The organism is Caulobacter sp. CCG-8 (assembly GCF_037402475.1).
Classification (GTDB): Bacteria; Pseudomonadota; Alphaproteobacteria; order Caulobacterales; family Caulobacteraceae; genus Caulobacter.
Window position 1 is genome coordinate 79246 of record NZ_JBBEUD010000010.1, and the last position, 25446, is coordinate 104691.

The following is a 25446-nucleotide window of genomic DNA, read 5'->3' on the forward strand; positions in this document are numbered from 1 at the left end:
GATCTGAACAAAAGTCCCTACGTAGCGGCCCTGCACGACACATTGCAGCTCGATAGATCCAAAGCGGCGGACCTGATTGGGCGACTAAAACGGCGGCTCCGATTTCCGCCTCGCGAATGCGAGACCCTCACCTTAGAGGAAACGTTTCACGGGATCGGCAATCAACCGAAGCCCTGGGGCTCCATCCTGCGCGCTGCGCTCGATGGCGAACTCGAAATCTATTGGAGCCACGAGGACAGCGAGCATCTACACCTTGGGACACTTCGGATCGGCCTCGCCGCAGCGACGAACCACCCTTGACGACGCTTTGTTCAGGGCTGTCTGCGAATGCCAAAAGCCACGGTGCTGGAAATGCCTGACGGTCCTGGCGACCCTCGTGGTTACCGAATCCGGCGCGCCTATCCGGACGGTTGTTACCGGACGGCGACATCAGGTTACGGGCGTCTATGCCAGCCGGAAGGCCGGCCGAGCATTGCCCTACGAGAGCATGAATGAACGTGCGTTCTTCATGCATAGCGAGGTCGATACGGAGGTCGTCGACTATCGCGCCCAGCCCTTCCGCTTGGAATTTACCGTGGAAGGGCGGCCCCGGGCTTACATCGTCGACTGCGTAAGGCACCTGTCCTGCGGCGCGATCGAGCTCATCGAAGTCAAGAACGATCGTCGAGCCCTAAGAGACCTCGACTATCAGCTCAAGCTCCAGTGCGTGCGCGCGATCTGCGAGCAGATGGGCTGGCGGTTTCGGATTGTTCTAAGGCAGGGCTTGTTCGAGCCCGAGCTTCGGTACGCCAACATTCTCGACGTCCAGTCCTGGAAGCTTACGGACTACAGCGCAACGGACGTTTTCCGTGTGGTCGATCATCTCGATCGCTACGGCCCCAGCCCTGTTGGCCGACTGACCGAGCTAATCGACGGACCGCTGGTCGGTGCGGCCAAGCTCAAGGCCATGATGGTCGGGCGGATCGTGCGCCTGGACCTCTCCAAATCCCTCACTCCCCAATCTCTTGTCGAACGGGTCGCGGCGAGCGAAGGGTCGGTGTAGCAGGGCAAGACTGCACGCAGACTTTCGGCCAGCGAGACGACTTTCGGCCGCCCTTCAAGCTTTACGTCCGGCTGTCCGCTATCAAACAGCACGTTGTCCTTCAGGCGCAGGACGCTGCTGTTCTCCTCGATGGTCACTGCAACACCGCGGCGCTCCAGTTCTTCCTTGAGCTCCACGGCGATCTTGGCGCGCGCTTGATTGACGTCTTCGAAGCGGGAAATCGTGGTGCTGAACTGGAGCACGTAATACATGAGCAGGATGATGAAGATAAAAATCATCCCGACCATCATGTCGGTCATCGAGACGAAGTAGCTCTCCTCCTCGACTGCGTGCTCGAAAGCCTCGTCGGAGATCATTCTGCGACCTCAAGCGAGCCCTTGCGGGTATGCAGAGCAGGCGGGCGACGCGGAGATGCCGCCTGGCATGTCTGCTTGGCTATCGCGAAACATCGCCGAGATCGACGCGCTCCTGAGCCCGCTCTTCCTGGAGATATCGGCCCGGCATGCCAAGATCGATTTCGATGAGGCGGCGTTCGCAGCGAAGCCTTCCGAGCCTGCTTGGTATTATCCCAGAGAGGTAAGCCTGGAACTTTGGGAGCTCAACGAGACCGAAGGCAACGCCACGCTTCAGTCCTCGCTGGAGTGGGCCTTAGCTCAAGGTTTGATCCCCGATGTCACGCAGCCTTCGCAAGGCGACGAGTGAGCGACGGTAGGAAGTTTAGTCGCAGGATCAGCTCCATGTGTTCCATTCGCCCAGTCGTCTGAGCACCTGATGTGGGTAACCGGGGCGGTCTCCAGACGTGGGCTTTGGATCTCTCAGCGCCCGCTGAAACAGGATCGGCCGAGGATTTTCTGCAGATAGGGAAGGTGGTAACGTCAGATCATGATCACTGAACTCCTTGGCAACTTGGCGCAGGTGGCGGGCGGGTTTATCGCGGCCGGTTTCTTCTGCTTCGCCTTGCGCTGGGTGTTGCTCCGGTCTGACAAGCCCAACTAGCCCAATCGTCGCGTTAGAGCGAAACCGCTCTTAAGCTACCTGTTGCGGCGGTGTTAGGTGGTCAGCGGCCTGATTGCGCCGCCGTTAGGTTGGGGCGTTAAGTTGGCGAATTGCGCCGACACTTTGAATTCAACGGATCAGTGCGCCGCCCTTAGGTGGGCCCGACAGCGGCGCCTCCCCCTAATGCTCCTGCCCCGGCGCGAACAGGTAGATGCTGGCGGCGCCGACCATGAGTCCGCCGTAGGTGAGCATCAGGGCGGCCTGGGTCGCGGCGAGGGCGGCCTTCACCTTGATGTCCTCGGCGATAGCGATCGGCAGTTCCAGGATGCCGCCGGTGTTGAACGCCAGGTTGCCGACGGTCTCGGGCAGCAGGGACTTGTAGGTGGTGTCGAAGGCGCCGTGGTTCTGGAGCAGGTTGGCGATCACCGGCAGGTTCCAGGCGATATTCAGGAAGGTCTCCAGGAAGGCGAACACCTCGCCGGCCGGGACGCTGGCCGCGTAGCGGATGGCGACCATGCTCTTGAGGAGGCTCAACACGGTCAGGATGTTGTTCAAGTCCGCGGCCGCGTTGTCGGTCGACGTGTTGATGATCGAGGCGATGTTGGGCGAGACGTAGGTGAAGTTGCCCAGGGCGGCGATCGTCGCCAGGGTCGCAAGATAGGGCAGTCCCGGCGGGGCGTCCTCGTCGAACGCGAAGCGCTGGATGTTGCCGACCGTGACCAGGACGATCCCGCCGAACAGGGACCCGACGCCGGTCGCGAAGGCGAAGATCTTGAGCTTGTCCTGGTCCAGCACCGGGGCGGCGGCCTTCGGGCCAGGATGGGGCGCGGCGACGAACTGGGCCTTGATCGCGTCGAGGTCGCCCGCCGCGATCAGCCCCTGGGTGAAGGCGTCGTGCCTGGGGAACGGCGCGCGGCGGGCGGCGGCCTTGTAGACCAGGGTGACCGGGATCGCCGCGACCAGGCAGACCAGGTCGAGGAACGACAGGTCGTCGCCGGTCAGCTCCTTGTACAGCCAGGACAGAACCGGGATGTGCAGCCGGTGGGCCAGGGTGTCGACCACCCCCGCCGCCAGCTGGGCCAGCACGTCCAGCATCGTGACCAGCACGTTCTCGGCCGACTGCAGGAGCGTGTCGGTGAAGATCGCCACCAGGCGCTTGAGGATGTCGGTGAGGCTGAGGCTGCTGAACTGTTCGAGGATGTCGGTGCGGATGGCGTCGACGGCCGCGGCCAGGGTCTCGCCCTCGGCCTCCATCAGATGGATCAGGTCCTGCAGGATCGCCTCGGCCGGCGTGGCGGGCGACAGGTCGCTGGAACTGGAGGCGCAGCCGCCCTTGAAGTGGTGGACGCCGAGGTTGGCGGGGGCGCTGTTCAGGCCGGCGACGGGCGGGTTCGACGCCAGGGTCGCCCCGGCGCTCTGGTCGAAGTCGGGGATGTCGGCCCAGCCGTCCAGCGCGCTCCGCATCCGCTGGAACAGCGGCTCGATGTCGGCCTTGAAGGTCTCGATCTCAGAGACCGCCGCCTGGGCCAGGCGCAGGAAGACGTTCTTCAGCACCCGGTGGGTGACCAGGATGTCCTGCCATTCGAACAGGAACTGCAGGAACAGGATGACGTCTTCGACGGCCACCTTGATGGCGTGGTAGATCCAGGTCGCGGCCGCCACGACCGCCTCCACGCCGTCGAGTACGCCGTGATAGACCGCCTCGCCGATGGTGGCCACGAACAGCCAGGCGCCGTCGCTGGCGTCCTCGACCAACTGGATCGCCGCCTCGACGCCCGACTCCAGCCAGCCGAACAGGTCGCCGACGTCGACCGCCATGCCCTCGCCGATCCCCGCCGCCGCCAGGGCCGCCGTCCGCGACGGGGGCGGGGCGAGCGCGGCCGGGCGAGCCAGGGGGAACGGCGCGGCGGCGACCTTGGCGTAGGCCTTGGCCAGGCACTGGTTGGAATAGGCCACGCGGTCCAGGTCGCCCTTCGAGGTCCCGGCCGGGATGAAGGCGCGGCTGTTCCCCTGGCGATCGACGATCTGGGCCGAGCGCAGGCTGTCGGCGGTGGTGTACTGGGCGTTGCGCGCCCAGGCCGCGTCCAGGGTGTTGACGGCGAGGTCCGGCTGGCCGTCGACCGAGGCCAGGAACCGCGTGCCGGCCAGGCTGGTGGTCGTCTCCACGATCGTCACCGCGCCCTGGGCGTCGGTCAGGACGTCCACGGGCGAGGGGCCGACCAGGTAGTAGAGGTGGTTGATATAGACCGAGGTGACGTTGGTCGCGGTCAGCCTCACGGCCAGGTTCCGGGCCGGCCGGCCGTCGGCGTCGGTGACCTGGAGGTGGGTGGTGTAGCTGTGGATCGCCGCCGAGGCCTGGGTCGTGTCGCGGGGCGGCAGGGTGATCGGCCGCCGGGCCCACAGGCCGGTGGTCGGCGACTTGACCAGCTTGGCCAGTCCGTCCCCCGTGTGGGCGAAGAAGGTGTTGGCGCTGTAGGCGCGGTCGACGAAGGGCGAGATCGCGTCGACGCCGGTCAGGATCGGCAGCGGGGCGCTCCACGCCGCCGTCTGGGCCTGCCGACCCAGCGGACAGGTCAGGTAGAAGACGGTGTCGTCGCCGTTCAGGCCCCAGACGGTCACCGCGTCCTGGGCGGCGTAGGCGTGCAGGGCGCGCACCGCCGACAGCAGGGGATGGGCGGCGACCGGCACGCCCTGCGCCTGGTCCCTCTGGTTGTCGCTGGCGAACCAGTAGAGGCCGCCCGCCGCCGCGACATAGAGGTCGGAGGCGCCGTCGGGGTTGCGCGCCGCGGCGATCGCGTCGGCGACGAGGCCGCCGGGCAGGTTCAGCCGCGACGGGAGCGCCGGCAGCGACGGGTCGAAGACGTTGTACAGCGGCGTGTAGACCAGCTGTCCCGAGGTCCCGACCGTCCCCTTGGTGTAGAGCCCGTCGACGCCGAACGCATGGGCCGCGCGGCCCAGGCGGGAGACGTAGTCCTTGGCCTGGATGTCGACGGCCAGGTCGTGCGGCCGCCACTTCGGCGCGGCGTCGGCGGCGGGATCGAGATAGTAGCGCGACAGGAAGCCCACGGGCTGGGTCGGGTCGCGCAGGATATCGACGACCACGTATTCGGCGTCGCTGGCCTCGCTGATCAGGACGTCGGCGATCCGCAACGGGCTGGGCGGATCGATCGGCTGGCCGGCGCCGTCGACCGCGTCGAACGGCGCGGCCGTCCAGGCCGGGGCGGCGGTCCAGCCCAGGTCGGACTCCGAATTGCCCAGGCTGAGATAGAGGTGGTCGCCGGTGTCGTCGCCGACCACCACGGCCAGGTGGATCCGCGCGCCCGCCCCGCCCGTCGCCGCCGCCTGGGCCGCGCCGAACGCCTTGACCGAGGCCTTGCCGCCGAAGGCGCCGGCGATCAGCGCGCCGCCCAGGTCGACCTGACGCCAGCCATGGGTCTGGCCGGGCGCCTCGACCGTCAGGTTGAACGTCCCGCCCGTGCCCAGCGAGAACAGCAGCGAGGCCCCCGCGTCGGTCTGCAGGGCGACGAACTTGTCCTGCGGCAGCAGGACGTCCGCCTGGATGTAGTTCTCCATCAGCTCGGACGAGGCCGCGATGGTGTAGCCGCTCATGGCGCGCCCTCCGTCAGTTGGGGTTGACGTAGGTCAGCCGCGCCGTGAGGTCGTGGCCGTCCGAGAAGTACAGGTCCTTGAACGTGAAGGCCTCGTTCCCCGGGAAGACCCAGGCCCGGTAGCCGTTGATCGTGGCGGTCAGGTCGTCGACGTAGCGGGTGAAGGCCCTGTCGATATAGGCCGCCAGGCTGTCCTCGACGCTGGTGAGTCCCGCCTTGAGGTGGCCCTCGAGGCCGAGCAGGCCGACCAGGCCCCTGGGGTGGAAGTCCCATGCCTTGGCGTGGGAGACGGTCCCGTTGGTCTGGGTGACCTGCAGGAGACCGTTCTGGTCGACGCCGAGCGTGTAGAGCACCGTCAGCTTCTTGTCGTAGTAGGGCGCGTAGGGCAGGTCGATGAACGAGGCCAAGCCCTCGGTGTGCTTGAAGGACATGGAGGCGACCGCTTCCACCCAGATCCGGATCTGGTTGCCCCTCACGCCGACCCGGCCGGTCAGGGCGTAGTCGTAGTTGCCCCAGATCCTGACGGCGTGGCTCGCGCTCGTGGAACTGTCGTGCGAGGGGGGACAGGCGAAGTCCAGCGACAGCAGGTCGTTGAAGCCGTCGGGAGAGGGCAGGCCGACCAGGGAGATGGGCGCGAAACCCCGCGGCGCGCTGGCCGGGGCGGTGGAATACTTGATCGTGAAACTCTCGCCCGAATGGCTCAGGTGCACATTGGTGTCGAGGCAGAGGGCGCCGACCTCGGCGTTGACCAGCTGGGCCAGGTAAGCGGCGAAGACATCGCGCCGGACCGCCTGCACGCCCGAGAAGGCGTCGACCTCGTTCAGCTCCACCCAGTTCCAGGCGAAGGGCACGGGGGTCGGGGCGGTGGTCGATTGCGAGCCGACATAGACCAGGGCCGCGGCGTTCGACTGGGCCGGCGTCGGGTTGCTGATGGGATGGCCGTTCTGCAGGAGGGGCGAGACCTCCCGCGACACCGCGCCCAGCTGCAGGGTGGCGGACCGCGGCGCCGTCACGGTGAAGCTGTAGCTCAGCACGGGGTCGCCGCTCTGCTTCAGCTGGGTGAAATAGGCGCCCAGGAACACCGCGGAGATCATGTTCCAGAGCACGGAGCCCGACGAAAGGCCCTCGATCTGGGGGACGGTTTCCAGGATCGCGGTGTCCAGGTCGAGGAACAGCTTCTGGATCGTGAAGGCGTTGGGCGCGGCGTGCTGCAGATCGATGATGCGCTGCTGTACGGCGGGCGGGACCCGGGAGTTGGGATCGATCGTCGTGATGTCCAGAGAGACGTTGGCCGAGAAATACCAGGGCGTCCCCGAGCCGCTGGGCTGCGACGTGTTGGTCCACTTCATGTGCGTCGGCCCGATATACTCGATGCCGACGATCTGGAATTCGGCGCAGAGCAGGTTGAACCGAACGGGGGCGCCGGCGCCCGCGCCGAACGTCACGATCGGCGGCAGGTCGGCCAGCGGCATGTCCGGCAGGCCCAGTCGGGCCTTGACCCCTCCGACGAAGCCGAGCGCGGCCAGGTTGACCAGGCGGGGGTCCTTCGGGTCGGCGTCCGGGGGGATCGTGAACGGGTCGGCCCCCTTCGCCTCGGTCACCAGCGTCTGGTAGTCGATCGGGACGAGGTCGCCGTTGGCGTCGTAGACGTAGCAGAGGACGACCTCGGGGGCGGCCAGGCCCGCGAGCAGCTGCTTGAGCGTGGCGTTGACGCTGGTCTGGGTCACCGCGACCACCAGGTCGAAGCCGTAGCGCGGATCCGACAGGTTCGACTCCGAGACGCTCATCGGTCACATCCTTGCTCGACCACGGGCCCAGGGTGCGTGCGGTCGGCGCGGCTCGCGCCCTCGGTTACGCCTTTCGAATTTGTACTGTAAGTTGTTATTTGTCGATACTCGTTTCATGCGAGTATATGCGTCTGTTACTGATGTCTCGACACGGCGGACGCCGAAGCAGGCGCCGAACCAGCGGGATGGGCGCTGTCGGCCACCTGAACCCCGCCGCCGGCTTCGGTCCCCGGTCTGAAGGGGACGCCCTGGTCGCCGCCCTCCGCGCCGGTGAGCGGCGGTGCAACGCGCGGTGTTTCCTCAGGAATTGGCGCTGGGACGCGCCTGGCGCGAGTCGTGTCGCCGCCTCGCGCGGATAGGGACAAATTGTCGCTCCCCCGCAGGTTGTCCTGTTTACCTTAATTTAATCGCGCTCTCACAAGCTTCCGTACAAGATAAATATCCCAGATAACGGTGGTATTTATTTGTTCCGGGGGCTGAATTTATTGTCGGGCGTCGAACACAACCTGGTATCATTTACCGGTGACCTGACGGTCGCCAGTATTTCTCAAGCTCACGCCGAGCTTGGGGCCGCCTTGGGACAGGACGGCCCCGTTGTCGTGGACATCGACGGCGTCAGCGAAATCGATCTGACATTCGTCCAACTGCTCGAATCCGCGCGCCGCAAGGCCGCCGAGACTGGACGTAACCTTACGTTGCGTCAGCCCGCCGGCGGCGCAGTACTGGAAGTGCTGCGACGCGGCGGCTTCCTCGACGATCAAACCTCCGAGCGCACGCAGTTCTGGCTGCAAGGGAACGCCCAATGACTTCGATCCTCACCGTGGACGACTCCGCCAGCATCCGTCAGGCGATCAAGATCGCCCTGAGCGGCGAAGGCTACGCCGTCACCGAGGCGGTGAACGGCCAGGACGGCCTGGACAAGGGTTCGGCCGGCGGCTTCGATCTGATCGTCACCGACCTGAACATGCCGGTCATGGACGGCCTGCAGATGATCCGGGAACTGCGCCAGCGCCCGGCCGGCGCCGGCGTGCCGATCCTGTTCCTGACCACCGAGTCCGACGCCGAGATCAAGGCGCAGGCCAAGGCCGCCGGCGCGACCGGCTGGCTGACCAAGCCCTTCGACCCCGAACAGCTGGTCCGGGTGGTCAAGAAGGTCCTGGCCAAGTGAGCGGCCTCGATCCCATCGAGACCTTCCGCCAGGAAGCCCAGGACCTGCTGGAGGAGATCGAGCAGGGGCTGCTCGACCTGGCGCATCGTCCCGGGGATCGAGACCTGGTCGACGCCGTCTTCCGCGGCCTCCACACCCTGAAGGGGTCGGGGGCCATGTTCGGTTTCGACGCCCTGGCCGCCTTCACCCACCACTGCGAAACCGCCTTCGACCGCGTCCGCAAGGGCGAGGTCGCCGCCACGCCCGAGCTGGTCGGCGCGGTCCTGGCCGCCCAGGACCACATGCGCGCCCTGGCCGAGGGCCGTCCCGCCCCGGCCGAGGCCGGCGAGGCCCTGCTGGCCGAACTGCGCCGCGTGGTCGAGGCCGCGGGCCAGCCCGCCGGCGCCGCCCCCGCCGCCGCGCCGTCGGAGCCCGGCCTGAACCGCTGGCGCGTCCGCTTCAGCCTGCCGGCCGACGCCCTGGTCAACGGCACCCGTCCCCTGCCGCTGCTGGACGAGCTGCGCGAGCTGGGCGAGTGCGCGGTGGTCGCCGTCACCGACGCCGTCCCCGACTTCGACGTCCTGGTCCCCACCGAGTGCCACCTGGCCTGGGACGTGACCCTGGTCACCAAGCACGGCCGCGACGCCATTGAGGACGTCTTCATCTTCGTCATCGACGACATGACCCTGGACATCCAGGACCTGAACGCCGCGGCGCAAGCCGAGGCGGTCGCCGAGACCCTGGAAGTCGCGCCCGCCGCGCAGGACGCCGCGACCCCGGTCGAGGCCGCCGCCAACGAGGGCCGCAAGGCCGGCGGCGACACCGTGCGCGTCCCGGCCGAGCGCCTGGACGAGATGATGGACCGCGTGGGCGAGCTGGTCATCGCCCAGTCCCGCCTCAAGCAGCTGGCCGCCTCCAGCAGCGATATCGCCCTGCGCGCCGTCGCCGAGGAGATCGAGCGCCTGGCCGCGGAGATGCGCGACACCATGATGGTGGTCCGCATGGTGCCGATCGCCCAGCTGTTCGGCCGCTTCCGTCGCCTGATCCACGACCTGGCCCGCGACACCGGCAAGACGATCGAGCTGTCGACCGAGGGCGAGACCACCGAGCTGGACAAGACGGTGATCGAGCGCCTGGCCGACCCGCTGATCCACCTGATCCGCAATTCGGCCGACCACGGCCTGGAGACCCCCGAGCAGCGCCGCGCCGCCGGCAAGCCCGAGGCCGGCCACATCGTGCTGGCCGCCCGCCAGTCGGGCGCCGAGGTGGTGATCACCATCACCGACGACGGCCGCGGCGTCGACCGCGCCCGCGTCCGCGCCAAGGCCGAGGAGAACGGCCTGATCCAGCCCGGCCAGGTGCTGAGCGACAGCGAGCTGCTGCAGCTGATCTTCGCCCCCGGCTTCTCGACCGCGGCGGCGATCACCAACCTGTCGGGCCGCGGCGTCGGCATGGACGTGGTCAAGAAGACCATCGAGGGCCTGCGCGGCTCGATCGAGATCACCAGCACGCCGGGCTCCGGCTCGGTCGTCTCGCTGCGCATCCCGCTGACCCTGGCGATCATCGACGGCCTGCTGGTGCGGGTCGGGACCGGCCGCTACGTGATCCCGCTGGCCTCGGTCGAGGAGTGCGTGGAGCTGTCGGTCGAGCAGGACGTGCGCTCGACGGGCCGCAGCCTGATCACCCTGCGCGACCAGCTGGTGCCGTTCATCCGCCTGCGCCAGATGTTCGCCACGGGCCTCGAGCCCGATCCCCACCAGAAGATCGTGGTGGTCTCCACCGGCCAGGCCCAGGGCCAGGACCGCGTGGGCCTGGTGGTCGACCAGATCCTGGGCGACCACCAGACCGTCATCAAGGCGCTGTCGCCCTTCCACGCCGATGTCGGCGCCTTCTCGGGCGCGACGATCCTCGGCGACGGCGGCGTGGCCCTGATCCTCGACATCGCCCACCTGGTGGCCGCCGGCCAACGCCAGGACGCGCAACTGCGCGCCGCCAGCTGATGAAGGGCCCGGACATGACCGCCGAAACCCCCACTGAAGCCATCGAGGCCCTGACCTTCGACCTGCGCGGCGAGACCTTCGCCCTCGAGGCGGGGCTGGTGCGCGAGGTGCTGGACCTGCTGCCCGAGACCGGCGTGCCCGGCGCGCCGCCGTTCGTCGGCGCCGTGATCAACTTCCGCGGCCGGGTCATCCCCCTGGTCGACCTGCGCGTCGCCTTCGACATGGAAGTCGCCGAACCCACCATCGACAGCCGCATCGTGGTCATCGAGTACGACCTGGACGGCGAGGCCACCCTGATCGGCCTGCGCGCGGACAAGGTCCACGAGGTCACCGCGATCGACCGGGCCGTCACCGAGGAAGCCCCTCGGGTCGGCCTGAAGTGGCGGTCGGACTTCATCCGCCTGTTGGCCCGGCGGGCCGGCGACGTGATCGTCATCCCGGACCTCGACCAGATCTTCGCCGCGCGCGGTCAGTCGACCGCCAACGTCACCCCCATCAACGCGCTCCAGTCCTGAGCGGGAATCCCACCATGCGCTTCACGATCAAACTCAAGCTCGGCCTGGCCTTCGGTCTGCTCATCGCCATGCTGATGGGCGCGACGATCTTCGCGGTCGCCAGCCTCGGCTCGCTGAACAGCTCGCTGAAGGCCGTGCTCGACGGTCCGGTGAACCAGCTGGCCGCCGCCCAGCGGCTGAAGACCTCGTTCGTCGAGATGGTGCGCTCGCAGAAGAACCTGATCCTGGCCACCAGCCCGGAGAAGATGCGCAGCTACGAGGCCGACATCCTGAAGTTCCGCAAGGAGTTCGAGACCGAGCTGGCGGAGTCGACCGCCGAGGCCCCCGCCGCCGACAAGGGCCAGTGGGCCGAGCTGCAGGGCGCCTGGGACCAGTACGCACCGATCGAGGCCGAGGTCCGCAAGCTGGCCATGGACAACCACGCCGACGAGGCCGCCAAGCTCTCGCAGGCCCCGTCGTCCAGCCAGATCACCGCCGCCCTGCGCAAGTCCACCGCCACGCTGGTCGACCTGCAGCAGACCCACCTGGTCACCGCCGAGAACGCCGCCGAACGCGCCTACGCCATGACGCGCAACGTGCTGATCGTCGCGGCGCTGGTCGCCCTGATCCTGGCCGGCGCGGCGGCGTGGTGGATCTCCACGACCATCAGCCGCGGCCTGCGCAAGGTGTCGGACGTCGCCGAAGCCGTCGCCCTGGGCGACCTGAGCGTCACGGCCAGCGTCACCTCGAACGACGAGATCAAGGACCTGATCGACACGGTCGGCCGGATGACGGCCAACCTGAACGCCACCGCCGGCCTGGCCGACCAGATCGCCGACGGCGACCTGACCGTCGACCCCAAGCCGCTGTCGGACCGCGACACCCTGGGCATCGCCCTCCAGCGCATGGTCGAGCGCCTGCGCGGCGTGGTCGGCGACGCGATCTCGGCCTCGGAAAACGTCTCGGCCGGTTCGCAGGAACTGTCGGCCGCCTCGGAGCAGGTGTCGCAAGGCGCCACCGAGCAGGCCTCGTCCGCCGAAGAGGCCTCGGCCTCGATGGAGGAGATGGCCTCCAACATCAAGCAGAACGCCGACAACGCCGCTCAGACCGAGAAGATCGCCCGCCAGTCGGCCAACGAGGCCGAGGTGTCGGGTGAAGCGGTCAACCGCGCCGTCGAGGCCATGCGCACGATCGCCGAGAAGATCGCCATCGTGCAGGAGATCGCCCGCCAGACCGACCTGCTGGCCCTGAACGCGGCCGTGGAAGCGGCCCGGGCCGGCGAGCACGGCCGCGGCTTCGCCGTGGTCGCCTCGGAAGTGCGCAAGCTGGCCGAGCGCTCGCAGACCGCCGCCACCGAGATCGGCGCCGTCTCCTCGGACACCGTCAAGGCCGCCCAGTCGGCCGGCGACATGCTGACCGCCCTGGTGCCCAACATCCGCAAGACCGCCGAGCTGGTGGCCGAGATCAGCGCCGCCTGCCGCGAGCAGGACATCGGCGCGGCCCAGATCAACGAAGCCATCCAGCAGCTGGACAAGGTGACCCAGCAGAACGCCTCGGCGTCCGAGCAGATGTCGGCCACCTCCGAGGAACTGGCCGCCCAGGCCGAGGAGCTGCAGACCTCGATCGCCTATTTCCGCCTGTCGAACGGCGGCCAGGCGTCGCGCAAGTCGGCGGCCCCGGTCGTGCGCCTGCCGGCCCGCGCCGCCGCCAAGCCGGCCGCGCCCGCCAGGGCTCCGGCCCGCAAGACCGCGCCGCGCGCCGTCGCCGTCCAGCAGGCCCGGGCCCAGGGCTTCGCCCTGGACCTGAACCAGGGCGGCCCGGACGCCGACGACCGCGAATTCACCGAATACTGAGGACCGCCGACCGGCGATCCACCTGACTACGTCGAGGGGACTAGACCATGCGCTTCACGATCAAACTGCAGCTCGGCCTCGCCTTCGGCGTGATCATCGCCCTGTTGCTCACGGCCACCCTGTTCGGGATCAACAGCCTGTCGTCCACCAACCGCGACATGAACGCGCTGGTCGACGGCCCGGCCACGCGCCTGCGGGCGGCCCAGCAGCTGAACATCCACATGCTCAACGTGGTGCGGGCCGAGAAGAACATGGTCCTGGTCGACACCCCCGAGGAGGTGAAGACGCTGGAGGCCTCGATCGGCAAGGAGAAGCAGGCCTTCGACGCCCTGCTGACCAAGACCGAAGGCCTGGCCACCGCCGAGGGCCGGCCCAAGTGGCAGGCCCTGGGCGACGCCTGGGAGCGCATGATCGCCGCGCATGAGCAGGTCTACGCCCTGGCCGCCTCCAATCGCGACGCCGAGGCCACGGCCATTTCGATGGGCGAGGGCCGCAAGGCGGTCCTCGAAGCCTCCGCCCAGGTGCAGGAGCTGGTCGAGCTGTCGCAGGCCCAGATGGACGCGGCCACCGACAACGCCGACGCCGACTTCGCCAAGGTCCGCACCAGCCTGATCATCCTGGCGGCGGTCTCGCTGCTGATCGCGGTCGGCGCGGCGCTCTACATCTCGATGGCGGTGAGCAAGGGCCTGAACCGGGCTTCGGACGCCGTGCGCGCGGTGGCCGAGGGCGACCTGACCAAGACCGTCGACATCACCACCAAGGACGAGATCGCCGACCTGCTGGGCCATGTGAACGTGATGATCGAGCGCCTGCGCGGCGTGGTCGGCGACGCGATCTCGGCCTCGGAAAACGTCTCGGCCGGTTCGCAGGAACTGTCGGCCGCCTCGGAGCAGGTGTCGCAAGGCGCCACCGAGCAGGCCTCGTCGGCCGAGGAGGCCTCGGCCTCGATGGAGGAGATGGCCTCCAACATCAAGCAGAACGCCGACAACGCCGCCCAGACCGAGAAGATCGCCCGCCAGTCGGCCAAGGACGCGGAAGTCAGCGGCGAGGCGGTCAACCGCGCCGTCGAGGCCATGCGCACGATCGCCGAGAAGATCACCATCGTGCAGGAGATCGCCCGCCAGACCGACCTGCTGGCCCTGAACGCGGCCGTGGAAGCGGCCCGGGCCGGCGAGCACGGCCGCGGCTTCGCCGTGGTCGCCTCGGAAGTGCGCAAGCTGGCCGAGCGCTCGCAGACCGCCGCCACCGAGATCGGCGCGGTGTCGTCCGACACGGTCAAGGCCGCCCAATCGGCCGGCGAGATGCTGACCAGCCTGGTGCCCAACATCCGCAAGACCGCCGAGCTGGTGGCCGAGATCAGCGCCGCCTGCCGCGAGCAGGACATCGGCGCGGCCCAGATCAACGAGGCCATCCAGCAGCTGGACAAGGTGACCCAGCAGAACGCCAGCGCCTCGGAAGAGATGTCGGCGACCTCCGAGGAACTGGCCGCCCAGGCCGAGGAGCTGCAGGCCTCGATCGCCTACTTCCGCACCAACACCGCCGGCGCCGCCCCGCGTCGCCAGGCGGCTCGCCCGGCCGCGCCGGCCAAGCGCCCCGCCGCTTCGGCGCCGCGCAAGCCGGCCGCCTCGGCTCCGGCCCGCCAGACGGTCGCGGCCCAGCAGGCCCGGGCCGGCGGCTTCGCCCTGGACCTGACCAACGGCGGCCCGGACGCCGACGACGCCGACTTCCGCGAGTACGCCTGATGGCTGTCGATCGCCAGTTCGTCACCCTGGGTCTGGGCGCCGAGGTCTTCGCGGTCTCGGTGGCCCATGTCCGCGAGATCCTCGACTACCAGGCGCCGTTCGCGATCCCGGAAGGGCCCGACTACCTGATGGGCCTGACCGACGTGCGCGGCCGCGGCACGCCGACCATCGACCTGCGCCTGAAGCTGGGCCTGCCCGCCGTCGAGCCGACCGGCGCCACGCGCATCCTGGTGCTGGACGTGCCGCTGGAGGACCGCCTGCTGTCGCTGGGCCTGATCGCGGACCGGGTGATCGAGGTCGTCTCGTTCTCCGAGGACCAGATCGAGGGCGCGCCCGACATCGGCGTGCCGTGGCGCTCGGAATACATCCAGGGCGTCGTGCGCCGCGACGTTTCGGCCGGCAAGGGGGGCTTCGTGGTGATCTTCGACCTGGGCCGCCTGCTGACCAGCCAGGACGCCGCCGCCCTCAGCCAGGCCGCCTAAGGCCAGAACGCGCCCGGCGGCCCCGAGGGCCGCTCGCATGACCAGCGGCGCGACAGACGCCGCGAACGGAGACGCCCGTGTCGAGACAATCCGCCGCCGTGCAGCAGGCCCCCGAACCCGAGCAGCTCACCGCTCGGAATTTCAATCGCCTGGCGACGTTCATCCACGACTACAGCGGCATCAAGATGCCGTCCAACAAGCGCACCATGCTGGAAGGCCGCCTGCGCCGCCGGATGCGGGCGACGCGGATCGCCGACGTCAACGCCTACTGCCGCTACCTGTTCGAGGAGAACGGGATGGAGGCCGAGGTCATCCACCTGATCGACGCGGTGACCACCAACAAGACCGAGTTCTTCCGCGAGCCGGCCCATTTCGACTTCCTGGTCGCCAAGGGGTTGCCGGCCCTGGCCGGGAAGGGCAAGCGCGAGATCAAGGTCTGGAGCGCCGCCTGCTCGACCGGCGCCGAGCCCTACACCATCGCCATGATCCTGGACGAGTTCTGCGAGAAGCAGCGCGGGCTCGACTATTCGGTCCTGTGCACCGACATCTGCACCGAGGTGCTGGACCAGGCGATCGCCGGCCGCTTCTCGGAAGCCATGATCGAGCCGGTCTCGATCGCCCGCCGCCAGCGCTATGTGATGCGGTCGCGCGACGCCTCGCGCAACGAGGTGCGGATCAAGCCGCAGCTGCGGTCCAAGCTGGCCTTCGGCCGCCTGAACCTGATGGACGACGCCTATCCGATCGAGACCGGCCTCGACATCATCTTCTGCCGCAACATCCTGATCTATTTCGACAAGGCCACTCAGGCCAAGGTGCTGACCCGCCTGTGCAACCATTTGGCGCCTGGCGGGTATCTGTTCCTGGGCCACTCGGAGTCGATCGTCGGCATCGACCTGCCCGTCGTCCAGATCGCCAACACGGTCTTCCAGAAGCGATAAAACCCCCAAGAAGCGATAAAAACGATGTCCGTGGTCCGCAAGATCCGTGTCCTGATCATCGACGACTCGGCCACGGTCCGTCAGACCCTGGCGTCGATCCTCGAGGCCGATCCGCAGATCGAGGTGCTGGGCGTGGCCTCCGACCCGTTCGTGGCCGCCCGGCGGATCGCCGAGGAGATCCCCGACGTCATCACCCTGGACGTCGAGATGCCGCGCATGGACGGCATCACCTTCCTGCGCAAGCTGATGGCCCAGAAGCCGATCCCGGTGGTGATGTGCTCGTCCCTGACCGAGGCGGGGTCGGAGACCCTGCTGCAGGCGCTGGAGGCGGGGGCCGTCGACATCATCCTGAAGCCGAAGATGGGCGTGGCCGACGCCCTGCTGGAATCCAAGATCCGCATCTGCGACGCGGTGAAGGCCGCCGCCGGCGCCAAGCTGGCCGGGTCCAAGCGGCCGGTCCCGCAGTTCACCCGGCCCCACCACCACGAGCCGGAGAAGAAGCTGACGGCCGACGCCATGCTGCCGCCTCCGGTCGCCACACGGGCCATGGCCCGCACCACCGAGAGCGTGGTCTGCGTCGGCGCCTCGACCGGCGGCACCGAGGCGCTTCGCGTGCTGCTGGAGGCCCTGCCGCCGGACTCGCCCGGCATGGTCATCGTCCAGCACATGCCCGAGAAGTTCACCGCCTCGTTCGCCAAGCGGCTGGACAGCCTGTGCGCGGTCGAGGTCAAGGAGGCCGAGGACGGCGACACCGTGCGGCGCGGCCGGGTGCTGATCGCCCCCGGCAACAAGCACACCCTGCTCGAGCGCAGCGGCGCCCGCTACTACGTCTCGGTCAAGGACGGCCCGCTGGTCTCGCGCCACCGGCCGTCCGTGGACGTCCTGTTCCGCTCGGCCACCCGCTCGGCGGGCTCGAACGCGGTGGGCGTGATCATGACCGGCATGGGCGACGACGGCGCGCGCGGCATGTCCGAGATGAAACAGGCCGGCGCCTACACCCTGGCCCAGGACGAAGCCACCTCGGTGGTGTTCGGCATGCCCAAGGAAGCCATCGCCCTGGGCTGCGTGGACCGCGTGGTCCCGCTGCAGGGCCTGGCGGGCGAAGTGCTGCGGGCGGCGCACCGGTAGGGATCTGCGCTTCCAGGACCTTTCAAGGTTCGTCATCCTCGGACTTGTTCCGAGGACCCCTCTGTCGGCGGGTTTGCCGTTTGCGGTTGGTCCGCGACCTCACCGCCTCACGGATCTTCCTTCTTCGCGGCTGAAGCAGGGGTCCTCGGAACAAGTCCGAGGATGACGGAGCTTTTAGGCGGTCAGAACAGGACGTCGTCCTCGTCGTCGGCCGGGGCCGCGACCGCGACCTCGGTCGCCGCTTCCATGGCGGCCAACCCCTCGGTCATCGCCCGGTGGACCTCGCGTTCCTGGGCCATGGTGTACTGCTTGGCCAGCCTGGCCAGCAGCGGGTGCAGGGCCGGGGCGATGTCGTCGGTGGGGATCTCGGCGTCGCCGGCCATGTCCAGCAGCTGGTTGGCGGCGGTGTCCAGCACCGAGCCGATCTGCTTGTGCAGGTCGCTGCGCTGGGCGGCGCGGCGCAGCAGGTCGACGACGTCGGCGCCTTGGCGGGCCACGGCGTCCAGCGCGGTGTCGACCCCGTCGCCGGCCTTGCCGATCCGGGCCACGGCGCCGCTCAGCACCGAGGCGGCGGCCGCGGCCTTGCCGTCGTCGCCCGAGCGTCCGGCCTCGCTGCGGCCCAGGGCCTCGGCGGCGTCGAACAGGCCTTCCAGCGAGCTGGTGGTCTGGGCGGCCGACTTCTCCAGGTGGATGGCGTGGGCGCGCAGCTCGACGGCGATGACGCCCAGCGGCTTGCCGGTCTCGCCGATGCGGGCGCACTTCAGCGTGGTGTTCAGCGCCATCATCTGCACGTCGGCGCGGATGTTCTGGATGCCGGCGATGCGCTCGGTCAGCTCGCGGGCCGAGACGGCGGCCGAGCGGCTGACCTCTTCGGCCGCCTGCTCGCCGGCGGTCATGTCGCCCACCAGCCCCAGGGCCTGTCCGACATTGCCTTCCAGGTTGCGCAGGAAGTTGGTCTCGGCGCCGCCCATCTGATCCGAGCCCTGGCCCGAGGCCAGGTCGCGCAGGCGCAGCAGCTCCACCGCGTCGGCGGCCATGCCGACCACGCTCTGGTTGATGCGGGCGACCTCGCGCTCGAAGTCCTCGGTCATCGCGCTGAGCTGGGCGCCCAGCAGGCGGTGCACGAAGGCGTGGGCGCGGGCGCGGGGCTCGGCGTCCAGGGCCGAGATCTCGGCGGTCTCGTCCAGATACTTGAGGCCGGCCTGGACGTGCTCGATCCGCTGGCGGGTGATGTCGCCGATCTGCAGGGCGGCCAGGCCGCCGCCGACCTTCTTCTGGACGTCGCGGGCCAGGGTCGCGACGCTGACGGCGACGCTGGCGATGCGGGCGTGGTGGTCGGCGATGGCGGCGGCGCTGGCCGTCAGGGCGTCGGGCACGGCCGGCAGCAGCTCGGCGCAGTGGCGGGCCAGGTCCTGCTCGTGGGCCAGGGCGCCGCGCAGGGTGTGGTCCAGCCCCATCAGGTCGGTGTTCAGCGCGTCCAGCTGGGCGCCGCCCATCTCGATGCAGTCGTAGATCTCCTGGGCGAAGATCGCGAATTCCGGACCGGCCGCGGCGATGCCGCCCGAGGTGATCTTGATGTTGATCGCGAAGACCCGGAGATAGGCCAGGTGCTGGCGCATCTCGGCGATGCGGCCGGCCAGGCCGTCGCTGAACTTGACCAGCTCACCGACCCGGTCGCGGCGGGCGCTGAGATTGTCGGGCAGGGACTTCAGGGTCTGGGCCGCCTGGGCCAGTTCGCCGGTGGTCGTCGTCACCGTTTCGGCGTCGAGATTGGCGCGGATCGCGTCCAGGCCGGCGATCAGCGAGCCGACGCCCTCGACCGCCCGCGACAATACGTCGCCGGCCTCGAGGAAGCGGGTTTCCACCACCTGGCGGGCGGACTCGAGCCGCGCGCCGATCTGCGCGACGCCGGGGGCGGGCGAGGTGGCCTGGAAAGGCGTTGCGAAAGCCGCGGAGGAAGAGGCCAAGCCCATGAAATCGCCGGATGATTTACACTGTCCCGACTATGCGCGGGGATTAGCGAAGGTCGGGTAAAGATCGGGCCGCTTTTTCCGGCCCGGCGGCGAGGATCAGGCGGTTTCCGCGACCGGTTCCAGCGCGGCCTGGACCGCCTCGAAGGCCTGGCCGATGGCGGCGAACAGCATGGCGCTGGTGATCGGCTTTTCCAGGTGCAGGTCGGCGCCCGCCGCGCGGCTGGCGGCCATGTGCTCGGGGCGGGCGTTGGCGGTCAGCATGATGATCGGGGTGCGGGCCGCGCCGGTCGCCGCCTCGCGCGCCCGGATCGCCCGGACCGCGTCCAGCCCGTCCATGACCGGCATCTGCATGTCCATCAGGATCAGGTCCGGCGTCACGGTGGCGCAGACCTCGACGGCCTCGGCGCCGTTCTCGGCGGTGTAGATCTCAGCCACCTCGGCCAGGATCAGCTCGACGATCTTGCGGTTGGTCGGATGGTCGTCGGCCACCAGGATGCGGGGCATGTCCAGCGGTTCGAGGTCGGCCTCGGCGGTCGCCTCGACGACCGGCTCGTGATGGGCGGCCAGCGGCAGGGTGAACCAGAAGGTCGAGCCCTGGCCCGGCGCGCTGTCGCACTCCAGGGCGCCGCCCATCAGCTCGACCAGCTCGCGCGAGATCGCCAGGCCCAGCCCGGCGCCGCCGAACCGGCGGGTGAACGAGGTGTCGGCCTGCTGGAAGCGGTCGAAGATGCGCGCCTTCTGGGCGGCGTCGAAACCGATCCCGGTGTCGGACACCGAGAACCGCGCGCGGCCGCCTGAACCGAGGGGGGCGTCGACGTCCGCGACCAGGGTGACCCGGCCCGCGTCGGTGAACTTCACGGCGTTGCTGAGCAGGTTGGTCAGCACCTGGCGCAGGCGGTTGCTGTCGCCGACCACCGTCAGGTCGGCCTCGGCGGCGACCTCGACCGCCAGGACCACGCCCTTCTCCTCGGCCCGCAGGGCGCAGAGCGCGCCGACCGAGCGCGCCAGGTCGCCCAGGTGGAAGGGGCCGTTCTCGACCGTCACCTGGCCCGCCTCGATGCGCACCAGGTCGAGGATGTCGGACAGCAGGCGCTCCAGCCCGCGCCCGGACTTGAGGATGATGTCGACCAGCTCGCGGGCCCGCGGGTCCAGCGCGCCCTTGGCCAGCAGGTCGGCCCCGGCGACGATGCCGTTCAGCGGGGTGCGGATCTCGTGGCTCATATTGGCCAGGAAGGCGGTCTTGGCCTGGCTGGCCTGCTCGGCCTGGTCCAGGGCGGCGCGCAGCGAGGCGGCGGCCGACCGGCGGGCGGTGACGTCCTCGGCCAGGGTGATCAGGTGGCGCGCCCCGACGTCGTCGTAGGTGGCCAGGGTCTTGGTGGTGAAGTAGCGCGGGGCGCCGTCGGCGGTCTCGCCGAAGACCTCCTCGGACAGCTGCATCTCGCCGGACGCCAGGACCTTGGCCTCGATCTCGGCGGCGTGGGTCGCGATCGCGGGCGGCAGGACCTCGGACCCCCGCTTGCCCACCGCCTCGTCGGCGACCACGCCCAGGGCGTCCTCGGCCGCGCGGTTGATCAGGACGTAGCGGCCGTCCTCGACGTTCTTGACCGTCAGGGGCGAGGGCAGCAGCTGGATGACCGTGCGCAGGAAGCCCTGGGTCTCGACGGTCTGGGTGACGTCGCGGGCCGTCGCCAGCAGGCGGACCACCTGGCCCTCCGGACCGAGGATCGGCGAGATGGTGGTGTCGCAATAGGTCCGGGCGTGCTGGGCCTCGCCCAGGAAGGCGCGGAAGCGGGCGACCTGTCCGGCCGCCGCGACGTTGAACGACCGGTCCAGCGAGAAGCGGCTCTCCTCGGGCCAGATCGTCCGCCAGGCGGCGGAGGAGGGGCCGGGGTCGGCGGGGAACATGGCCTGGGCGCGACGGTTGGCGTGCTCGATCGAACCGTCCAGGCGCAGGATCCAGGCGCAGTCCTGGCTGGCGTCCAGCACGTCGAGGGCGCCGTAGCCGCTCTGATCGCTGGGGGTTTCGCCGTGCACGTCTCGCGGTCCCTTTGGATGAACTCCGGTCGCGATTTCCCCGAGGGGCGGCCAGGAGCGCCATAAGGCCATGCTTGGCTGAAAAGACTCTTAAGCGCCGGGAATCCGCGGCCGGGCGGGCTTCGCCCGACGCGCGGAGGGCGGCGCGCGACCTATAATATTGACTTACTCGTTAGTCAGTATTGACTCCGGCGAAGCTGCGATGCGATGGTCACGTCGTTCGTCGAACAGCGTCACCAAGGGCGCGGCGGCGACAGGGGAGGGATATCAATGAGTCGTTTTGCCTATACGGCGTCGCTGATCGCCTTGATGGCGGCCGCCACGCCCGCGATCGCGCAGACCACCACCGCGGCGCCGCGCGAGACCGCCGCCGTCAGCACCGTCGAGGAGGTCGTGGTCACCGCGACTCGTCGGAAGGAACGTCTGCAGGACGTGCCGCTCAGCATCACCGCCTTCTCGCAGGCCGAACTGACCCAGAAGGGCGTGGTCGGCTTCGAGGGCATCGCGCGCGAAACGCCCGGCGTGGTCCTCAACCAGGCCAGCAACAACAACGCCCGCTTCACCGTCCGCGGCATCTCCACCAACGGCTGGGGCGCGGGCCTGCAGACCACCACCACCGTCTATCTGGACGAGCTGCCGCTCACCACGATCGGCAACACCGTGACGCTGGACCCGGCCATGTACGACGTCGAGCGCGTCGAGTTCCTGCGCGGCCCGCAGGGCACGCTGTTCGGCTCGGGTTCGCTGTCGGGCGCGCTGCGCGTCCTGACCAAGAGCCCGGACACGACGGGCTACGCGGCCTCGGTCCAGGCCGACCTCGGCTACACGCCGGACGGCGACGGCGTCCGCCAGCGCTACAACGCCATGGTCAACCTGCCGCTGGTCAAGGACCAGCTGGCCCTGCGCATGGTCGGCTTCTACCGTGACGAGGACGGCTACATCGACAACCTCGGCACCGGCGTGAAGAACGCCAACGCCCTGAAGGACGTCGGCGGCCGCGCGGTGCTGCTGTGGAAGCCGAACGACCGGCTGAGCGTCAAGCTGCTGGCCTCCTACGAGGACAGCGATCCAAAGGACGCGGCGATGACCACGCCGTCGCTGGGCGACCGCAAGCGCTACAGCACGATCCCCGACCAGTACACGACCAAGACCCAGGTCTATAACGGCACCCTGGAATACCAGTTCGACGGCGCCCGTCTGACCAGTTCGTCGACCTATTCGATCGGCAAGGGCCTGTTCAACGTCGACCTGGCCGGCACCTTCAATCTGGCCATCCCGTTCTATCTCTACGACAGCTACACCTCGAAGGCCTTCGTCCAGGAGACCCGGCTGGCCTCCGACACCGGCGGCAAGTTCGACTGGGTGGCGGGCGGCTTCTACCTGCATCGCGACACCGACCTGGTCGGCGAGGACCGCTCCAGCGCGGCCTACCTGGCCAGCCACCACATCACGGGCCTGCCGGGTACGACCTTCGCCAAGTTCGGCAGCGACACGCGCACCTACGAACTGGCCGGCTTCGGCGAGCTGACCTACCACCTGACCGACAAGCTGCAGGCCACCGGCGGCCTGCGCTACGGAAAGTACGGCGGCGAGGTCGACGTCTATCCGGGCTTCAACACGGCCTACTTCACCTACGCCCTGTTCGGCATCTCCGGACCGCTGGCGGTCGTGCCGACCCCGGCGTCCTACGCCAAGTACCCGTCGGCGAAGAAGGCGTCGTGGAAGGCCAGCCTGACCTACAAGCCGTCGCACGATCTGACGACCTACGCCACGGTGTCCACGGGCTACCGCACGCCGGTCTACAATTCGCGGGCCGGCAGCGTCAGCACGGTCGATCCGACCGACCTGGTTATCCCGGCCGGCGCGGGGTCCGACAACCTGGTCAACTACGAGATCGGGGCTAAGGGCCGCTGGCTGGACGGTCGCCTGACCGCCAACCTGGCCGCCTACTACATCGACTGGAAGAACATCCAGGTGCAGGCCAACCGCCAGTCGGACTCGGTGCAGTTCGCGACCAATGTCGGCCGCGCCGCCAGCCGGGGCATCGAGGCCGAGACCGCCTTCTCGCCGGCCGAGGGCTGGGTGCTCGGCGTGAACGGGTCGATCAACAAGGCCAACGTCACCGAGCTGACCCAGCAGGAGGCCACCATCTCGGGGGCCGTGGACGGCGCGCGCCTGGCCTCGCCGCGCCTGCAGGGGACGCTCTACGGCACCTACAGCTACAGCCTGGGCGGGACGGCCACCGGCTTCACCAGCGTCCAGATCCAGCACGTCGGCTCGTTCCCGAACGGCTTCCCCAACACGCCGGGCAAGGCCGGGGTCGTCAGCCCGCTGTACGACCACACCGACAGCTACACCTACGCCAACCTCCAGACCGGGATCCGGTACGGCAAGGTCAACGCGATGCTCTACGCCGAGAACATCGGCAACAGCCGCGCGGTGACCTACATCCACCCCGAAGCCTTCGTCTACAGCCGCTACTCGATCGTCCGTCCGCGCACCTTCGGGCTGCGGGTCGGCTACGACTTCTGAGCGGGAACTTGACCACCAGGGCGACCCTCCCTTGCCTGTCTCCCGTCGCCCTCCCGGCGGCGGGAGACGTCTTCTCGGGCATGGCGGAGTCCGTACGGCCGGGGCACGTTGACGCGCCCGCCGCAAAGCCGATACCCGAAGAGCGATGACCAGCACCGATCACGTCGAACCCCAGACCGCGCCCGCACCGGCCCGCGCCCGCAAGCACAAGGCCCGCGTGCGCGAGGAGTCGATCGAGCGCATCCTGGACGCCGCCGAGCAGCTGTTCGCCGAGTTCGGCTATCACGGCGTCACCCTCAAGGACGTGGCCGCGCGGGTGGGGGTCAGCTCGACGCTGATCCACTACCACTTCAACGGCAAGGAAAGCCTGTACGAGGCGGTGTGGGCGCGGCGCGCGCCGATCTCGGCCCGCAACCGCCTGGAAGCCATGCGCCGCTACGCCGACGAGGTGGGCGACAAGGTGACGGTGGAGGGCGCGCTGCACGCCTGGATCGACACCGACCTGAACGTCCAGATCCACGACACCGAGCAGTGGATCGCCTTCGGCAAGATCAGCGCCCAGGCCAACAGCGCCGCCGGCTGGGGCGCCGAGAAGATGACCAAGTACTTCAACCCGGTGGTCCTGGCCCTGATCGACCTGCTCAAGAAGGCCATGCCCGACTGCGACGAGGCGACGATCTTCTGGGGCTACCACTTCGTGTCGGGCGCCATGACCCACAACATGGCCCGCACCGGACGCCTGGACGAGCTGTCGCACGGCCTGTGCTCGTCCGACGACTTCATCTCGATCCGCCGGCACATGGCCCGGTTCATGGCGGCGGGCTTCGAGGCGATCTGCCGGGGCGCGCCGGTCGACGCGTGAGCGCGTCCGGAAGACAAGGAAGCAAGCGATGAGTGAGCGTGGCGCCGGCGTCCTGGCCGGCCTGTTCGACCTGCGCGGCCGGGTGGCGATCGTCACCGGCGGCTCGCGCGGCCTGGGGCTGCAGATCGCCACCGCCCTGGGCGAATTCGGGGCCATGGTCGTGCTGGTCGCGCGCAAGCAGGCCGAGCTGGACGCCGCGGTGGCCGAACTCCATGCGCAGGGCTTCGCGGCGGCAGGCTTCGCCGCCGACCTGGGCGCGCCCGACGCGGCCCCGGCCCTGGTCCGGCAGGTGTTCGAGCGCTTCGGCCGGATCGACATCCTGGTCAACAACGCCGGCACGGTCTGGGGCGCGCCGGCCGAGGACTATCCGGCGGAGGGCTGGGCCAAGGTCATCGACCTGAACGTGACCGGCCTGTTCCAGCTGACCCAGGCGGTGGCCAAGACGGCCTTCATCCCGCAGGGCAAGGGGGCGGTGGTCAATGTCGCCTCGATCGAGGGCCTGCAGGGCCACCATCCCGACCGGCCGGGCACCATCGCCTACAACACCGCCAAGGGCGCGGTGATCAACATGACCCGGGCCCTGGCCGCCGAATGGGGCCCGCGCAACATCCGCGTCAACGCCCTGGCGCCCGGCTATTTCCCGTCGAAGATGACGGCGGCCACGGTCGAGGCGCATGGTGACGAGATGCTGCGCTGGACGCCGCTGGGCAAGCTGGGCGGGCCCGCCGACCTGATGGGCGCGGCGCTGTTGCTCGCATCCGACGCCGGCGGCCACATCACGGGCCAGACGCTCGTGATCGACGGCGGCGCGACGATCATCTGAGGCCT

General features: G+C 69.0%; 18 protein-coding genes. 13 read left to right on the forward strand and 5 right to left on the reverse strand.

The features are described from left to right. Positions 1-870 precede the first annotated feature (870 nt). Positions 871-1398: a hypothetical protein gene (locus WAE60_RS11805; RefSeq protein WP_337686621.1), complete on the reverse strand. Its 528-nt coding sequence runs from the start codon at positions 1396-1398 to the stop codon at positions 871-873. A gap of 67 nt (positions 1399-1465) precedes the next feature. Between WAE60_RS11805 and WAE60_RS11810 the strand changes: the two genes are divergently transcribed. Beyond that, positions 1466-1744, forward strand: coding sequence for a hypothetical protein (locus WAE60_RS11810; RefSeq protein WP_337686623.1), 279 nt, complete (start codon positions 1466-1468; stop codon positions 1742-1744). Between the two features lie 474 nt (positions 1745-2218). Here the strand turns inward: WAE60_RS11810 and WAE60_RS11815 are convergent, their stop codons facing one another. Both WAE60_RS11815 and WAE60_RS11820 read right to left on the reverse strand, forming a co-directional pair. Further along, positions 2219-5647, reverse strand: coding sequence for a hypothetical protein (locus tag WAE60_RS11815; RefSeq protein ID WP_337686625.1), 3429 nt, complete (start codon positions 5645-5647; stop codon positions 2219-2221). A gap of 13 nt (positions 5648-5660) precedes the next feature. Next, complete coding sequence (locus WAE60_RS11820) at positions 5661-7433, reverse strand: hypothetical protein (RefSeq protein ID WP_337686628.1); 1773 nt, start codon at positions 7431-7433, stop codon at positions 5661-5663. Between the two features lie 485 nt (positions 7434-7918). Between WAE60_RS11820 and WAE60_RS11825 the strand changes: the two genes are divergently transcribed. From WAE60_RS11825 to WAE60_RS11865, 9 genes are all read left to right on the forward strand, one after another. Next, on the forward strand, positions 7919-8239 hold the full coding sequence (locus WAE60_RS11825; RefSeq protein ID WP_197026641.1) for an STAS domain-containing protein: 321 nt from the start codon (positions 7919-7921) through the stop codon (positions 8237-8239). Beyond that, positions 8236-8601, forward strand: coding sequence for a response regulator (locus WAE60_RS11830; protein ID WP_029908153.1), 366 nt, complete (start codon positions 8236-8238; stop codon positions 8599-8601). Before WAE60_RS11825 ends, WAE60_RS11830 begins: the two co-directional genes overlap by 4 nt. After that, the gene (locus WAE60_RS11835) at positions 8598-10580 is read left to right on the forward strand and encodes a chemotaxis protein CheA (RefSeq protein ID WP_029908152.1); all 1983 of its coding nucleotides are present in this window, start codon (positions 8598-8600) and stop codon (positions 10578-10580) included. Before WAE60_RS11830 ends, WAE60_RS11835 begins: the two co-directional genes overlap by 4 nt. Positions 10581-10594: 14 nt before the next feature. Then, the gene (locus WAE60_RS11840) at positions 10595-11095 is read left to right on the forward strand and encodes a chemotaxis protein CheW (protein WP_029908150.1); all 501 of its coding nucleotides are present in this window, start codon (positions 10595-10597) and stop codon (positions 11093-11095) included. Between the two features lie 14 nt (positions 11096-11109). Next, on the forward strand, positions 11110-12927 hold the full coding sequence (locus tag WAE60_RS11845; protein WP_029908149.1) for a methyl-accepting chemotaxis protein: 1818 nt from the start codon (positions 11110-11112) through the stop codon (positions 12925-12927). Positions 12928-12974: 47 nt separating this feature from the next. Continuing rightward, positions 12975-14669 carry a methyl-accepting chemotaxis protein gene (locus WAE60_RS11850; RefSeq protein WP_029908147.1) on the forward strand — a complete coding sequence of 565 codons (1695 nt, stop codon included), beginning with the start codon at positions 12975-12977 and terminating at the stop codon, positions 14667-14669. Beyond that, on the forward strand, positions 14669-15151 hold the full coding sequence (locus WAE60_RS11855) for a chemotaxis protein CheW (RefSeq protein WP_029908146.1): 483 nt from the start codon (positions 14669-14671) through the stop codon (positions 15149-15151). The genes WAE60_RS11850 and WAE60_RS11855 overlap by 1 nt, the downstream gene beginning before the upstream one ends. Positions 15152-15228: 77 nt before the next feature. Next, on the forward strand, positions 15229-16089 hold the full coding sequence (locus tag WAE60_RS11860) for a CheR family methyltransferase (protein WP_337686632.1): 861 nt from the start codon (positions 15229-15231) through the stop codon (positions 16087-16089). A 24-nt stretch (positions 16090-16113) separates the two neighbouring features. Then, on the forward strand, positions 16114-17217 hold the full coding sequence (locus WAE60_RS11865) for a chemotaxis response regulator protein-glutamate methylesterase (protein WP_197026640.1): 1104 nt from the start codon (positions 16114-16116) through the stop codon (positions 17215-17217). Between the two features lie 182 nt (positions 17218-17399). Here WAE60_RS11865 and WAE60_RS11870 read toward each other — a convergent pair whose 3' ends face one another. After that, positions 17400-19190 carry a hypothetical protein gene (locus WAE60_RS11870; protein ID WP_337686634.1) on the reverse strand — a complete coding sequence of 597 codons (1791 nt, stop codon included), beginning with the start codon at positions 19188-19190 and terminating at the stop codon, positions 17400-17402. A gap of 96 nt (positions 19191-19286) precedes the next feature. Further along, a complete protein-coding gene (locus WAE60_RS11875) occupies positions 19287-21224 on the reverse strand; it encodes an ATP-binding protein (protein WP_337686635.1) in 1938 nt (645 codons plus the stop codon). A 270-nt stretch (positions 21225-21494) separates the two neighbouring features. On the opposite strand from WAE60_RS11875, the gene WAE60_RS11880 reads away from it, so the two are divergent. From WAE60_RS11880 to WAE60_RS11890, 3 genes are all read left to right on the forward strand, one after another. After that, complete coding sequence (locus WAE60_RS11880) at positions 21495-23756, forward strand: TonB-dependent receptor (RefSeq protein ID WP_337686637.1); 2262 nt, start codon at positions 21495-21497, stop codon at positions 23754-23756. A 145-nt stretch (positions 23757-23901) separates the two neighbouring features. Then, a complete protein-coding gene (locus tag WAE60_RS11885; RefSeq protein WP_035018157.1) occupies positions 23902-24618 on the forward strand; it encodes a TetR/AcrR family transcriptional regulator in 717 nt (238 codons plus the stop codon). A 28-nt stretch (positions 24619-24646) separates the two neighbouring features. Then, positions 24647-25441, forward strand: coding sequence for an SDR family oxidoreductase (locus tag WAE60_RS11890; RefSeq protein WP_337686639.1), 795 nt, complete (start codon positions 24647-24649; stop codon positions 25439-25441). The last annotated feature ends 5 nt before the right edge of the window (positions 25442-25446 follow it).

Bases quoted from the DNA above. Each gene is read 5' to 3' on its own strand.
- WAE60_RS11850 (WP_029908147.1), top strand. From the start codon at position 12,975: ATGCGCTTCACGATCAAACTGCAGCTCGGCCTCGCCTTCGGCGTGATC.
- WAE60_RS11830 (WP_029908153.1), top strand. From the start codon at position 8,236: ATGACTTCGATCCTCACCGTGGACGACTCCGCCAGCATCCGTCAGGCG.
- WAE60_RS11805 (WP_337686621.1), bottom strand. From the start codon at position 1,398: ATGATCTCCGACGAGGCTTTCGAGCACGCAGTCGAGGAGGAGAGCTAC.
- WAE60_RS11845 (WP_029908149.1), top strand. From the start codon at position 11,110: ATGCGCTTCACGATCAAACTCAAGCTCGGCCTGGCCTTCGGTCTGCTC.
- WAE60_RS11885 (WP_035018157.1), top strand. From the start codon at position 23,902: ATGACCAGCACCGATCACGTCGAACCCCAGACCGCGCCCGCACCGGCC.
- WAE60_RS11880 (WP_337686637.1), top strand. From the start codon at position 21,495: ATGAGTCGTTTTGCCTATACGGCGTCGCTGATCGCCTTGATGGCGGCC.
- WAE60_RS11810 (WP_337686623.1), top strand. From the start codon at position 1,466: ATGTCTGCTTGGCTATCGCGAAACATCGCCGAGATCGACGCGCTCCTG.
- WAE60_RS11855 (WP_029908146.1), top strand. From the start codon at position 14,669: ATGGCTGTCGATCGCCAGTTCGTCACCCTGGGTCTGGGCGCCGAGGTC.
- WAE60_RS11820 (WP_337686628.1), bottom strand. From the start codon at position 7,433: ATGAGCGTCTCGGAGTCGAACCTGTCGGATCCGCGCTACGGCTTCGAC.
- WAE60_RS11870 (WP_337686634.1), bottom strand. From the start codon at position 19,190: ATGGGCTTGGCCTCTTCCTCCGCGGCTTTCGCAACGCCTTTCCAGGCC.
- WAE60_RS11840 (WP_029908150.1), top strand. From the start codon at position 10,595: ATGACCGCCGAAACCCCCACTGAAGCCATCGAGGCCCTGACCTTCGAC.
- WAE60_RS11865 (WP_197026640.1), top strand. From the start codon at position 16,114: ATGTCCGTGGTCCGCAAGATCCGTGTCCTGATCATCGACGACTCGGCC.
- WAE60_RS11890 (WP_337686639.1), top strand. From the start codon at position 24,647: ATGAGTGAGCGTGGCGCCGGCGTCCTGGCCGGCCTGTTCGACCTGCGC.
- WAE60_RS11815 (WP_337686625.1), bottom strand. From the start codon at position 5,647: ATGAGCGGCTACACCATCGCGGCCTCGTCCGAGCTGATGGAGAACTAC.